At 39.1% G+C, this 14,399-nt stretch carries 10 protein-coding genes; 3 read left to right on the plus strand and 7 right to left on the minus strand.

The window, feature by feature from the left end; genetic code table 11:
- Positions 1–283: 283 nt before the first annotated feature.
- The 6 genes from mrdA to pyrH all read right to left on the minus strand — a co-directional run bounded on the left by mrdA (position 284) and on the right by pyrH (position 7,565).
- On the minus strand, positions 284–2,125 hold the full coding sequence (mrdA, locus tag Sarmat_RS03560) for a penicillin-binding protein 2 (RefSeq protein ID WP_202149461.1): 1,842 nt from the start codon (positions 2,123–2,125) through the stop codon (positions 284–286).
- A complete protein-coding gene (locus tag Sarmat_RS03565) occupies positions 2,112–2,513 on the minus strand; it encodes a hypothetical protein (RefSeq protein WP_202149462.1) in 402 nt (133 codons plus the stop codon). Before Sarmat_RS03565 ends, mrdA begins: the two co-directional genes overlap by 14 nt.
- A gap of 95 nt (positions 2,514–2,608) precedes the next feature.
- Positions 2,609–3,841 carry a cell division protein FtsA gene (gene ftsA, locus Sarmat_RS03570; RefSeq protein ID WP_202149463.1) on the minus strand — a complete coding sequence of 411 codons (1,233 nt, stop codon included), beginning with the start codon at positions 3,839–3,841 and terminating at the stop codon, positions 2,609–2,611.
- 32 nt (positions 3,842–3,873) lie between these two features.
- Complete coding sequence (gene lepA, locus Sarmat_RS03575; protein WP_202149470.1) at positions 3,874–5,688, minus strand: translation elongation factor 4; 1,815 nt, start codon at positions 5,686–5,688, stop codon at positions 3,874–3,876.
- Between the two features lie 37 nt (positions 5,689–5,725).
- A complete protein-coding gene (locus Sarmat_RS03580) occupies positions 5,726–6,802 on the minus strand; it encodes a hydroxymethylglutaryl-CoA synthase family protein (RefSeq protein ID WP_202149464.1) in 1,077 nt (358 codons plus the stop codon).
- A gap of 43 nt (positions 6,803–6,845) precedes the next feature.
- Entirely contained in the window at positions 6,846–7,565 is a 720-nt protein-coding gene (pyrH, locus tag Sarmat_RS03585) for a UMP kinase (RefSeq protein WP_202149465.1), read from the minus strand.
- Between the two features lie 96 nt (positions 7,566–7,661).
- On the opposite strand from pyrH, the gene nuoG reads away from it, so the two are divergent.
- Genes nuoG through Sarmat_RS03600 form a run of 3 tightly spaced genes read left to right on the plus strand, consistent with a single transcriptional unit; the run spans position 7,662 to position 13,675 of the window.
- Positions 7,662–9,704, plus strand: a complete 2,043-nt coding sequence (nuoG, locus tag Sarmat_RS03590) for an NADH-quinone oxidoreductase subunit NuoG (protein WP_202149466.1) — start codon at positions 7,662–7,664, stop codon at positions 9,702–9,704.
- Positions 9,704–10,702, plus strand: coding sequence for an NADH-quinone oxidoreductase subunit NuoH (gene nuoH, locus Sarmat_RS03595; protein ID WP_202149467.1), 999 nt, complete (start codon positions 9,704–9,706; stop codon positions 10,700–10,702). The genes nuoG and nuoH overlap by 1 nt, the downstream gene beginning before the upstream one ends.
- 54 nt (positions 10,703–10,756) lie before the next feature.
- Positions 10,757–13,675 carry a type IV secretion system protein gene (locus Sarmat_RS03600; protein WP_202149468.1) on the plus strand — a complete coding sequence of 973 codons (2,919 nt, stop codon included), beginning with the start codon at positions 10,757–10,759 and terminating at the stop codon, positions 13,673–13,675.
- A gap of 320 nt (positions 13,676–13,995) precedes the next feature.
- Here the strand turns inward: Sarmat_RS03600 and Sarmat_RS03605 are convergent.
- A partial coding sequence (locus Sarmat_RS03605) for a transposase (protein ID WP_202149469.1) occupies positions 13,996–14,399 on the minus strand: 404 nt, incomplete at its 5' end.

Raw genomic sequence — 14,399 nt, forward strand, 5'->3', positions numbered from 1 at the left:
ATTTCAGAAGATTGTCCAAGGATTATGAGATTTCCCCTTCATCCGCTAAGGCTTTTGTTCAATTAGCTTTCACAAAAATTATGCTGAATAGGTTAGTTAAATGTTTTGCGTGACTGGTTCTAACATACTCTGTGTTTTTTAAGTTTATAACTTACTTTCTTACTTACGCAACAGCTCTAATCAAATTACTGCATTTGATCAATTATATGAGGCTATTTCTTTAAAATACCTAATTCAATCTAAATTACTATAGTATGATAATTAGTTATGCAAGAGGCATATTTTATCGACTCTTTGGGTAGAGGTATACATAAATATCCTTCAATATCCTAGAGGTGATGGGCGCCGCTACCATCGCCCCACCCCCGCCGTGTTCTATGAGGCTACACAGTGCATATTCTGATTCTGGATATGAAGCAAAGCCCGCGAACCAGGCGTGATTTTTATGCGCAATAATGCTAGTTTTGTTTAAATCTTCATCCCGCCCCCGCTTAGCTCGCACTTGCGCCGTACCGGTTTTACCACAGAGAAAAAAATTAGAAATACCTAAGCGTGATGCGTGAGCTGTGCCAAAAGCATTGACAGTTTCATACAACGCTAATTTAATGAATTTTAAATATTCCACATTTATTTTCACATTTCGTTGTACTGCGGCAGAGTCCCGGTTAAATGTTGGCTGCACAGCCATCCCTTCATTTGCGATGGTAGCTATTAAATTTAATATTTGTATAGGAGTAACAGACACGAAGCCCTGTCCGATAGATAAATTCAAAGTGTCGCCTATAGTCCATCTACTATGCATTTTTTCACGTTTCCATTGAGGCGAAGGGCATAAACCGCGCATTTCACCAGCAAGATCCACATGCGTTAAACTACCAATGCCAAGCTTTTGCGCAACTTCAATAATTCTATCCGCTCCGACAATCTTAGCGATTTGGTACATATAATTGTTACATGAAAATTTTAAACCGCCGAGCATGTTCATAGTACCATGTCCATTTTTGTTATGACATCGAAAGGCCTTGATGCTTGAGTCTGAGTTAGCACAATGCACTAAATATCCGGGATCAATGCCGTGCTCTAGCGCCGCAAGCACCGTAATTATTTTAAAAATAGAACCTGGCGGATACAGCCCGCTAATAGCTCTGTTCAATAACGGTCTAGCCGGATCGTGCATCAGAGTCCTCCAATACAGCCTATCATTTTGATTGATACGATTTGGATCGAATGAAGGCTTAGAGGCGCACACTAACATTTTGCCAGTTTTACAATGCATTGCCATTAATACGCCAGAGTGTTGGTCGAGATATTCATATGCTTTAAGCTGTAGGTTGACATCAAGAGAAAGATGTAATGGATCGCCATATGACGGGGCTTGAGTAAATAATTCTTTTATCACCCTACCATTAGCATTCACTTCTACGCGTTTATAGCCACACACGCCGGTGAGCACTTCGTTATATTGCTTTTCTAAGCCAACCTTACCTACTAATAAATTTTTTGCTCCAAACCGATGCGCATTTTGTTCTAGTTCAGCAGGGGCTATGTATCCTATATATCCTAATAGATGAGCGCAAGCCCAGTCGTATGGGTAATGCCGATAAAAAGAGGCGTCTATCACCAAATCTTGCAGCTGGAACGACCTTTCCTCCACTACAATAATTGCCTCTTCCGACATTTGCTCAATCAATGTTACTGTTTCATTTTTTTTTGCGCTACGAAACCTCCTTAGTAGATTTTTCCGTGAGTCAGATGGAATGTGTAGTAGGTTTGAGATATATTCAATAACTTGTATTTGTTTTTGTATATTATCTTTGATGATAGAAAGCTTAAAGCATGAAAGACTTTGAGCTATCTCTTTGTTGTTTTTGTCATATATCACGCCCCTAGGTGGAAAAATAAGCAGAATGCCTAGTCTGTTCTTTTCAGAAAGTTGGGTATACTCCTTGCCGCGTATGATTTGTAGATAGAAAACGCGACCTAATACTATTAATGAAAGTAATAGTTGGCCGAGCAGGATAATAAAAACTCTCCTAGATATTACATAACTTTTAGAATCAACGCCTAATAGGAAGAACTGCGTTTTTTTATTGTTTTGATGATACTGATTTCTAGGTAGCTTCATTGTTTCTGGCTATGTGCAAACGAGAATAAGAGTTAATAATAGCAAAACATGAGCATGTGATGATGTATTCGTACAATAAATTCTTGCACAGCTCGGCATGATAGTGAAAGCCAAGAGTAATGGAGTATTGTAGGCACAGAACAGCAGCACAATATGTGCAGAAAATAATGATTGATTTTTTGCGTTTAACCTGATGATGTAGTAAAACGCTTAATATCAGAGGTATAATGCATGAGTCTAGCAGGCTTGAGTAGAGAAGATTGCAATACATAATATCTAGCGTTATACCAAGCAAAACAATACTTATATAACTAAAAATACTTGGCGCATAAAAAAAGAATAATATTAGTATATTAGGCAAATACCACTCTGTTTTTAGGTATAACATTTGAAATATTGAGCGAGCGAGCAGTAGACAGAGAAGTATTATGCATTTCTTAACAAATACTTCGCGTGTTTTTGACATGTCATTGCTCTTTTGCCCTAGAAAAATGTGTGATATAGCTTTTTGTACCAAGACAATTCTTTTTGCGTAGTCTGCAGATGAAAGTCCGCCCCTTTATTCTTAAAGTTTGCGCAAAAATGCCTAGCGCCACCCAAAGCACAGCTATATCTGTGCAGATTCATTTCATCTAATTCTATACCCTTAAAACGGTAGGGCGATGCTACCCTAACAGATAACTGAAATGTGTTTGCCACTATCTCCTTAATATCTTTCAAGTTAGCTCCCCCGCCAGTGATGGCAATTTTGTTGATGCTCAAAGACTCCAAAAAGCCAGTGTTGAGGCATTTTGTATGTAATGCAAAAATCATCTCTTCTACCCTTGCATTAATTACTGCTATTAGTTCAGATGTAGTAATTACTCTTGTATCGCGATAACACTCTATATTTAAAGCTTCTAAGTTTATTGGAATATCCTTGGTGTTGTTTACCACCGCTGAACCGTATAGCACTTTTAATTTCTCCGCTGCTTCAATTGTAATACCAAAAACCTTTGCAATGTCGGACGTAATAGCATGACTGCCGGTATTGATGTAGTTTGAGTAGATGAATTTGTTTGATGCGAAAATCCCTATAGATGTGGCATGAGCCCCCATTTCTATTATTGCCACACCTAGCTGCATCTCGTCTTCACTTAAGCAAGCCAACCCCGCAGCATATATCCCTAAAGTAAACTTAGCGATATTAATTTGACATTTAACAAAGAAATCAGTGAGATTGATCATCTGATTCCTGTCTGCTACTATAAAGTGCATTTGGCATTCTAGGGTTTTAGCGTGCAGGCCAATGGGGTTATCTACCGCATGCTTGGCATTATCTAATGTAAACTGTATAGGAAAGCAATGAATCACCTCTTTGTTTTGCAACCCACTTTCCGCCAAAGTTTTATGCATGAGTTTTTCTATATCAAGACGAGTGATTTGTGCATGATTCGCAATTTTTATTTTGCCGCTTGCATAAATCGACTCAGTGCCAATAGATGGGAGTATGATAGATACTTGATTAATATTTATATAGCTTGTTTTTTCTAAGTTCTGTATGGCGTTCATTACGGCTCTTTCTGCCATAAAGTAGTTAATTACCCTGCCAGCCTTGAACCCTTCTGAGTATGTCATACGATAAAATAGGATAGATTCTTGGGGTGCACAATTAAACATTACCTGAGCTATTTTGCTACTACCTATGTCTAGTACTACTAGATTTCTACTCTTCATATCATCTTTCGCCTTATACTAGTTGTTTTATCCTAATCTTCTCCTATTTTTAACGCGGCGATAAAGGCGGATTGTGGCACTTCAACATTTGCAATACTACGCATTCTGCTCTTGCCTTCCTTCTGTTTTTCTAATAATTTTCTTTTTCTGGTGATGTCTCCGCCATAACATTTTGCAGTTACATCCTTTCTTAACGCTTTAATAGTTTCGCGGGCAATTATCCTACCTCCAATAGCGGCTTGAATCGCAATGTCTATTTGCTGCCTTGGTATAATCTCTTTTAATTTCACGCATAACGCCCGCCCTCTCTGCTCTGCCCTGCTTCTGTGAACAATAATAGAAAGCGCGTCTACGGGTTGGGAATTCACTAAAATGGTTAGCTTTACTAAGTTACTTTCCTGATATTCTTCAAACTCCCAATCAAAACTTGCATAACCCTTGGAACGACTTTTTAAGGTATCATAAAAATCATATACTATTTCATTCAACGGTAATTTATATACTAATAACACTCTATTTCCGGCATGACTCAAATTCATCTGCACTCCACGCTTGCTGGTGCATAGCGACATAATGGTTCCAACGAATTCATCTGGTACCATAATGTTAGCCCTAATCCATGGCTCCTCCATATAGCTTATTTTGCTTGCTTCTGGTAGGTCGGATGGGTTATGCGCCTCCATCTCTTCTCCGCTATTTAACTTAACTTTGTAGATAACGCTTGGCGCAGTGTTAATGATGTCTAAATTAAATTCTCTGCTTAGTCTTTCCTGCACTATTTCTAGATGAAGTAACCCCAAAAAACCGCACCTAAAACCTAAACCTAGTGCATTCGACTTTTCTGTAATAAATTCAAAACTAGAGTCATTTAAACTTAGCTTTTCCAACGAATCCTTCAGTTGCTCAAAAGAGCAGGATTCTGCTGGATAAATGCCGCAAAAAACCACGGGTAGATGAGGTTTAAAGCCAGGCATTACCTTAAGACATGGTTTTGCAGCATCAGTGATGGTGTCACCCACTCTACAGTCTGCTACTTTTTTAATGGAAGCGGTAATAAAGCCAATTTGACCAGGATGCAGCTCTTTTAATTGTTGTTTGGTGGGAGTGAAGTAGCCAATGGTGTCTACTTGATATTCGGCATTAGTGGAGCACATTTTAATTTTTTGATTTTGCCTCAACACTCCATCAAATACCCTAACTAAACACACAACTCCTATGTATACGTCATACCAACTATCCACCAACAATACCTTGAGCAAATCTGAAGAAGGTGGGCTAGGAGGTGGAAGGTGCTTTACTATAGCCTCAAGCAAATCTTCTATCCCAATGTTATTTTTGGCAGAAACTAATGCCGCATCGCTAGCATCAATGCCCACTACATCTTCTATTTGCTGCTTAATTTCGTCTGGTCTAGCCGATAATAAGTCAATTTTATTAATGACTGGCAGAATAACCAAATTATTATCTACTGCCAGATAGGCGTTCGCAATTGTTTGCGCCTCAACACCCTGGCTTGCATCCACTACTAACAAAACTCCCTCACACGCTGCTAAGGAACGGCTGACTTCATAAGCGAAATCAACGTGACCCGGGGTATCCATTAAATTAAGTTCGTAGGTTACTCCGTCTTGTGCTGCATATTCCATACGTACGGCTTGAGCCTTGATGGTGATGCCACGCTCTTTTTCTAGGTCCATAGAGTCAAGAACTCTATCCATCTGTCGCACCTGCATATTTCCACATTTTTCTATTAACCTGTCTGCTAAAGTAGATTTGCCGTGGTCAATGTGCGCAATAATAGCGAAGTTGCGAATGTTGGAAAGAAGTGTATTTTTAGATTCAAGCATGGGTTGAGAGTTTGTAATTAAAAATCTTTTTAAGACGCTATAAGCCACGCCACTTCTTATATTCTTCTATTGAGAAAGGGCGTTGCGCATCAAGTTGTTGCTGAATTTGATGCGCCCAATATGGCGTTGGATAGCCGCGATTTACGCAGAATAGGAGTTCAGAACAGCAACCAGAACCATATGAAAAACAAAAAATTTCATCGTTGCATTTAGTATAAGTTAAAGCATGAAGCACCGCAAGCCAGAGACTAGAGGTGTATGAGTTGCCAACCATCCTGTTCCACTTCATATGCTTAGTAAGCCTATCTTCTACCTGAGAGCTGCGCATTGTAAGGCGATAATGATCTAGCATATGATGAAAGGACTTAATTACCATTTTAGGAAATGGAACATGCATTGCAAAAGCTGCGCAATTATAAAAATGGTCTAAGTTAAATTGCTCCTGATATCTTTTAAAGGTTTGAATCAAACAGGTATTATATGCATTCACACTTTGCTTTGCGCTCACGCAGGGAAAGGGTTGTGCAATGGGGCGATAAAAATCTAATATTGGGAAGCTATAATAAAAAGATCGCTGGCTAATTGCGCAAATCAACGGCTGTTTCACACCCACTATAAAAGCAATTGCGCAGGCTCCTTGAGTTGACTCAGCGGGGGTGCCGGGGTGGTATAAACACACATCACTCATTACCACCAAGGCGGCATCTTGGCTATCGCGTAGGCTAGAAGCCAAAAATTCCACGCTTTGCTTGAGAGCTAGAGTACCAGCGTAGCATGCATGTTTTAACTCATATGAACGTATCGAGCCAGATAAATTTAGCGCCATAGCTATGCGTGCACTCATTGGATGAGCAAAATCGTTACCAGATTCCGTACCAACAACTAACAGCTTAATTCTGTTTAAATCAAAATCGGGATGATTTTGTATCGCGCTTCTCGCCGCCTGAATTGCCATTTTTATAGCATCTGTGCTTTGGGCAAGACACATACGCTCATAACCTATGCCATCACGATATTTTGCTGGGTCTTGTTGATATAAGAGAGCGAAATCTGAAAGCAAAAAACAACGATCAGGTAAAGCAACTCCTACAGACTCTATGCCTATTTCTTTCATGATATCAATGCAAACATTCAAATGCTTTTTGTTATAAAAAATCCTAAGTAATGCGTGTATATACCCCCTTTTCTTCTACTACTTCCTGAATCGCTCCCGGCCTTTGGATAGAAAAAACATATATAGGCAGGGTGTGCTCTGCCGCCAGCGCAACGGCCGTCATATCCATCACCTTTAACTCGTCTTTAAGAATTTGTTTATAACTGATGTTTTCGTACCTAACGCAATCATCATTAAAAGCAGGGTCCTTGTCATACACTCCATCTGTTTGAGTACCCTTAAGCAAAACATCACACCCCATTTCCACGGCCCTAAGCACCGCAACGGTATCAGTAGTGAAGAACGGATTACCAGTGCCAGCGGCAAAAATCACAACCCGCCCCTTTTCTAGGTGGCGCACAGCTCTGCGCATGATGTAAGGCTCGCATATTGTGTCTATTGGTATGGCGGACATAACGCGTGTATTAACGCCCATTTTTTCTATAATATTTTGTAAAGCTATAGCATTGATAACTGTGCTTAACATTCCCATATGGTCTGCGGCCACTCTATCTAGACCTAAAGTAGAAACTTTGCTCCCTCTACAAATATTCCCACCTCCCACAACAATGCTAATTTGCACTCCACGGTTAATGGTTTGTATCACATCCTGGGCAATTTGTTTCATTACAGTATAATCATGTGCAAACTGCCCTTCGCCCATTAAAGCTTCACCAGATAACTTAAGTAATACTTTTTTCTTATATTTGGGATTTTGTGTCATAAATTTTTATATTATTTTTTGTTTTTTTAATTGATGGTAGTCACTAGTACGTTATACTTAAATTAAATAAGATCTATAGTTGTAAATCATGAAGTTATGGAAGTGCAGATCACCATCAACCAAAGACAAGTTATTATTCCTAAGCACTACACTGTGTTACAAGCGTGTGAAAGTCTTGAGATAGAAATACCACATTTTTGCTATCATAGCAAACTAAGCATAGCAGCAAATTGCCGTATGTGTTTAGTGGAAGTAGACAAAATACCTCGACCAGTAGCTTCATGCATGACTCATGTTACTCAAGGCATGATTATAAACACAAATACACCAAAAGTACAAAAGTTACGAGCTGCAGTGATGGAGCTGCTGCTTATTAACCACCCGCTTGATTGCCCAGAGTGTGACCAAGGTGGTGAGTGTGATTTGCAAGATCAAGCTTTTTTGTATGGTAATAATAAAAGTAAGTTTTGCGAAAAAAAACGTATTGTGCAGGATAAAAATTTTGGTCCTCTTGTGCAAACCCACATGAATAGATGCATTCATTGCACCAGATGTGTCCGATTTATGTCTGAAATAGCTGGTACTAATGAAGTGGGGATGATGCATAGAGGCCAGAAGGCCGAAATTTTTACTTATAAAAACCAGTCGATTAAATCGAAATTATCTGGCAATATAATAGATCTTTGCCCGGTGGGTGCCTTGACTGCAAAACCATACGCGCTTGGTTATAGGTCATGGGAGTTACACAGCGTTAAGTCTATAGATGTATTGGATAGTTTTTGCTCCAATATCTTGGTGCAGAGCAGGGGTAATAAAATAATACGCATCTTGCCGCAAGAGCATGGAGAGGAGTGGATTTCAGACAAAACACGCTTCAGCTTTGAAGCTTTAGCTTATCAAAGAATAAACAAAGCGCTAGTGCGTCAAAACGGCAAATTAGTAGAAGTAGATTTACAACATGCAATGCGCATGGCTAGCCGCAGAATATTACAAGACGCTGGTAGGCTTGGTGTGATAGCTGGGCCTTTATGCTCTACATCAGCTCTGGTGAGCGCGATACGTCTATTAAATCTTGCCAAAAGCTCTTATATCTCTCTAGAGCAACAATATTATTTTAATACAGATCATAGAACTCATTACATCTTCAACACCCCCATAGAACGTGTACATGAAGCTGATTTTTGCTTGCTAATTGGGGCGGATGTAGAAAATACTGCGCCTATTTTAAATGTACAACTTAGAAATGCAGTAAGGGTTGGCAATTGCAAAATATATTCTATTGGATCAATAGCGGAACAGCATTATCCACTTGCGAGTGTCGGGGAAGATTTGAGTAGTCTTGCCAATGACTCTCTAATAACTAAACTGATAGGTGCGAGTCGCAAGCCGCTTGTGATAGTTGGGGACCAAGTGTACAAACGTCAAAAAGATGCGCAAGATATTTTATTCGAGATTTTGCGCTTTGCTTATTCTAATAACGTAATGCAACGTGACTGGCATGGCTTGAACATACTCCATAGCAATGCATCTGTTATTGGTGCTATTGACCTTGGGCTTTTTGATAGTCGCAATATGTTATACGACAACAGAACTCAAGAAGATTATTGCGTATACAAAAATATTGATAATTTAATTCATTCTAGTGGGCCTCATGAGAATAAGGTGTTTTATCTACTTAATGCAGATGATGAACTAGACAAGATTCCAGAGGAAAGTTTTGTAATATATCAAGGACATCATTATGAACTTGGTGCTAGTAGAGCGGATATTATTTTACCGCAGGCTACTTATTTAGAACAGGAAAGCATATATATCAACTTTATGGGTGAAAAAGTAAAAACTACAAAAACTGTAGACTGTGAGTTATTGGCGGATTGGGAGGTAGTGGAAAGTTTAATATCTATGTGCACAGAAAGGCAGTGGTCATTAGATCAGATAGAGCAGACGATAGAATATAATATTTCTAAGAGGAAAGCTGAGAGAATAGATGATTATAGCTCGTTTTTAGCAGATATACAGCTACTTGCAAAAACTAAACTATACAAAATGCCCACCACTCATTCATATTATCTCGATAATGTTCTTAGTCGTCATTCGCCTAGTATGATTAAGTGCGCAAGGCAAGAGAAGGTATTCTAATGTACTATTTTCATTTTATTGCCTATAAGATGGTGCAGATTTTGTGTTTGGTATTGCCGCTCGTACTGTTTATAGCATATCTAACCTATCTAGAAAGAAAAATTATAGGGTTTATGCAGCTTAGACTTGGCCCAAATAGGGCGGGTTTTTGCGGTTTATTACAGCCAATTGCAGATGCTATTAAATTATTGCGTAAAGAGATAGCTGCACCAAGAAATAGCAGCAAGTTTCTCTTTTTCTTAGCCCCTATCATTACCTTTGTTACAAGCTTTTTAGCCTGGGCAGTAATTCCATTGTCATCACACATAGTGTTAGCGGATATTAATGTTGGAGCGATGTATTTTATTGCCACTAGTAGCTTGGGAGTATATGGAATAATAATAGGTGGTTGGGCGAGTGGATCTAGGTATTCTATGCTTGGGGCTATTAGGTCTGCGGCTCAAATGATTTCATATGAATTATCTATATGCTTGGCGGTGATAATTGCCATAATGGTTTATGGTAGCATGAATCTGACGCAAATAGTGGAAGCCCAAAGGGAATTCTCGCTATTACATCAGTTATTACTAATGCCTATGTCTGCAGTGTTTTTTATTGCCATGCTAGCAGAAACAAACCGTCTACCTTTCGACATACCAGAGGCAGAGTCGGAGTTGGTAGCTGGCTATCACGTAGAATATTCCGGTATAGCATTCGCCTTCTTTTTTTTAGGTGAATATGCAAATATGACGATTACTAGCGCGATGCTGTCGATTTTATTTTTTGGAGGATATTTACCTCCATTTAATATTGCGTGGTTAAATTTTATTCCTGGTTTTTTTTGGTTGCTGTTTAAAGTTTGTTGTTTTTTATTCTGCTTTATTTGGATTAGGGCAACTCTACCAAGATATCGTTACGATCAACTCATGAGCTTTGGATGGAAGGTGCTGCTACCTATTGCTTGGGGTTGGTTCGTAATGAGTGCATGTATTATCTTTGCTCAGAGATCAATAATTTAGTAGATAAATATGAACAAAATATATAGTATATTGACCAATTTCTTGATATTGCTAATGTTAACCACTGTAATTAGCGGTTGTGATAGCACTTATAATTGCCTTGAGGCTGATGATTTTGGGCATGCAAAAATACAGATCTCATCTCGCTATGATTTTTCTGAAGAAGATGAGTCAAGCCAGAGTAAAGAGGATAGTGATTCACCTTTCACACCACCGAAATATCAATTGATTCAAAAAGAGAAAAACTTGCAAATTGCACCATGGATAGACAGCGGCCTTGTAGCAGATGGCGGTCACTTAATGATAATGGTGAAGGGATGGGACAAGTCGGAGCCGAATGAACCTGGTGTAGTATCAGCTTGGTGCCCATGGTTTGGGTACAAGGGAGAAGGAGCAGTGCTCTCGGATTTTGCAATGCGCTTTCCAACTTGCGTCATGAATGGGCCAATGTGCTCTCAAAATAAAAATTTACAATTAAAAAATGCGCCTTGTATACTTACTAAGGGTATTGGGCTTTATATGCTCATTCCTAAAGACGATATTAATCCAAACGCGAATTTACTATCTGGCAATACTCAAGATTATATTAGGCATGTTGGAGAGGAAACAAATGGCTACAAAGTATATGATATTAGCTATACAGGTAAGCTGAGAGAGACAAGAGCCTTGCGATATGACCCAGCTCCATTTAGTCAACCAAGAAAGATATATTTTAAAATACTAGATAAACATTATCTCGACAATAGCGGTGGTTATGTGCTGCATGTTAAGTCTGGTATAGAAGCAAGTAGCCTTGATCCATTTGAGATGATAACGAAAGTGGTGCAGAAGCTCTTGTTTGACGAAAAAAGTGGCATAGTAACCCAATTGTATAATTCTATTATCAATAGTACTTCATATAAATTGGCAGTTTCTACTTTATTAGTGCTCTATATAGCGATATTTGGCATAAGAGTGATGTTTGGTAACGTAGAGTTTAATAAGTCAGAAATCATCTCGCGCATGATCAAGATTTGCATAATATCTATGCTGATTAATACTGAACTCAGTTGGCGGTTCTTTCATGATTATTTATTCACATTTTTTATTGAGTTTTTGAATAAAGTATTGATTCTGATTAAATCTGCTCAAAAAAGTTCGGGTGGTAAGGATGCAATGACAATGTTATTAAGTAAGGAAACTTTAATTAAACTTTCTTCTATAATCTTTACTGGATTTTTGGGTTTTATATATGTTTTTCTATTTCTCAGCGCCATACTGCTAATGATAGTTTTGATGGTACAGACATTTGTATACTATGGCTTTTCGTTAGTGATGATAGGTATGGCGATTTCTTTGGCCCCTATTTTTCTGTGTACTATATTGTTTGATGTAACACGTGATTTATTTCAGAACTGGTTAAGACAGTTGATGTCTTATTCCTTGCAGTTAATTGTGTTATTTGTTGGAATAAGTATTACAACAAATGTTTTGCGCAATGAAGTTTATGGCTCTTTGGGGTTTGGAGTATGCAAGGTACCAATGCTTCGGGTATTTGCGTTTATATTAGGTAATGAGAATAGAGAGACACTGAGCAAACTAGATAAGTGGTTTTATATATGGTTACCACAACCCCGCAGTGGGTTCAGTGGTGTATATGAGCAAATTCCCATACCTAATGGACATCAGGAAGATCAGCGTTATTGCAAGCCCTATGAGTGCGTAGGATATAGATATGTTGAATTTCCTTTTCTTGATCCAACTAACGATATAGATCAACAGCGATTAATAGAGTTTTTTAATGGTAATTTTATACATTACTCTAGTCTAGCTACGCTGTGCGCTGCGCTCGCACTCGCTTATTATACAAACGTTAGCTCTATACAACTTGGTCAAATGCTAGCTAGTAATGCGGGTAGCAGCAGTGGAAAGATTGCGGAAAATTCCAGCGGCTTTATCTCAAGCGTTCATGGCGCTTACATGCAACCAGTGAATAGTTATGAGAAAGTGAAGAAATTATATATTGATCCTGAGGAGGATTGGAAGCATCCAGTCTTTTCCAAACGATTGCAAGCAATTGGCTCAGTATTTTTAGACGCTTTGAAGTCGTCTAAAGATTCTTCAAACCCACCTAGTCATATCTTTTCTGGCCTATCTAGTCTATCTAATGCAGTGCAGGCCATTTCAGAAAATACTCAGGGCAATATTAAAACTCAACAACAAGTAGATAATGAGGCTGAAAAAAAAGCAAGAGAAAAAGAAGCAAAACGTCGTGCTGAGCTTCAGCGACAGGAAGCAGAGAAAGAGAGCGGAAAGAAAAACGCCGTTTCTAATAAGGCAGATGCATCTAAGGGGGCGCAAAAATCTGCTTCACAGAATAAACCCAAGGAAGGGCAGTTAACAGAGAAGAGGAGTGCGGCACAGCAAGGACCTAGAGGTACGAATGTCAAAGGTGATACAGTTCTGAGAGATGGGGGTGTTGATAATCTACAAGCTCCTCAATTAGAGGAGTTGCGAGATGAAGGAGGGCTGCCAGAACATCTCTTAGACGAGCAAGCACCAAGAGAACCAGAAGGATCTGAGCAGCTATTGGGGCAGCAGCCTGTACAAGAGCACGCTCAACGAGAAGAGATACAAGTGGAGGCGGAGCAGCCGTTAGGGCAGCAGCCTGTACAAGAGCACACTCAACAAGAAGAGATACAAGTGGAGGCGGAGCAGCCGTTAGAGCGACAGGAAGGAGGAGAGAAGAACGATTTAAGACAGAAACAGCAGCCTAAACAAGAAAGCGAGTTTGAACGCAGGCTCGCTCAAAAGACAGAAGAAATAACAAAAAACAACAATAACTCTCTTATAGGAGATGAGCTACAAGACCAAATAGAGATAGAGCAAGATAGAAGTGGGCGAAATCAAGTTTCTCAAGATAGCACGCAAAGATCAAAAAACATACAGTCATATGATAATGCCCCATTAGATCAGGATGATGGGAGTGGATAACTGCTAACTATAAGATATGGCACTGTTAACAAAATAATTGAGCAATAACAAGAGAGATAAAAGTACATAATCCGTAGATTGACAGGAGTAAAAAGAACTACATTTGATGGGACCGTTGCGAGATGAGATTTTAGAAAATTTTGTAGTTAAAATTTTTGTTTGAGTGATTTTATAAGGATTTTGCTATTAAAAACTGCATAGTTTTTTAGTCAAATCAGAAATTAATCTCATTTTTAGCTGTTTTAGTTTTGTTATAAGCCTAAATAGATGTATTTTTACCTGTTTTATGCAGCAAGGACGGTTAAACGCTTTAGAACCAGTCACGCAAAACATTTAACTAACCTATTCAGCATAATTTTTGCGAAAGCTAATTGAACAAAAGCCTTAGCGGATGAAGGGGAAATCTCATAATCCTTGGATAATCTTCTGAAATTACCCAGCCACGCAAACGAGCGTTCCACAAGCCACCGCCATTGCTGAACCTTAAACCCCCTCGTTCCGTCCACCGGCTTGACAATGCTCAGCAAACACCCCTGCGTATGCGCATAAAACCATTTTTGTAAATCACCTTGATACCCCCGATCTGCTAAAACTTTTACCAGTCTCGGAAAGTTTTGCTTTAAGCCAAATAGGACTTCCCTAGCACAGTTGCTGTCATGGGGCGTCGCACTATGAACGTCAATGCTCAGCGGATAGCCCAAGGTATCCACAACAATATGGCGCT

The sequence above is a fragment of the Candidatus Sarmatiella mevalonica genome, assembly GCF_016751895.1.
Lineage (GTDB): Bacteria > Pseudomonadota > Alphaproteobacteria > Rickettsiales > Rickettsiaceae > Sarmatiella > Sarmatiella mevalonica.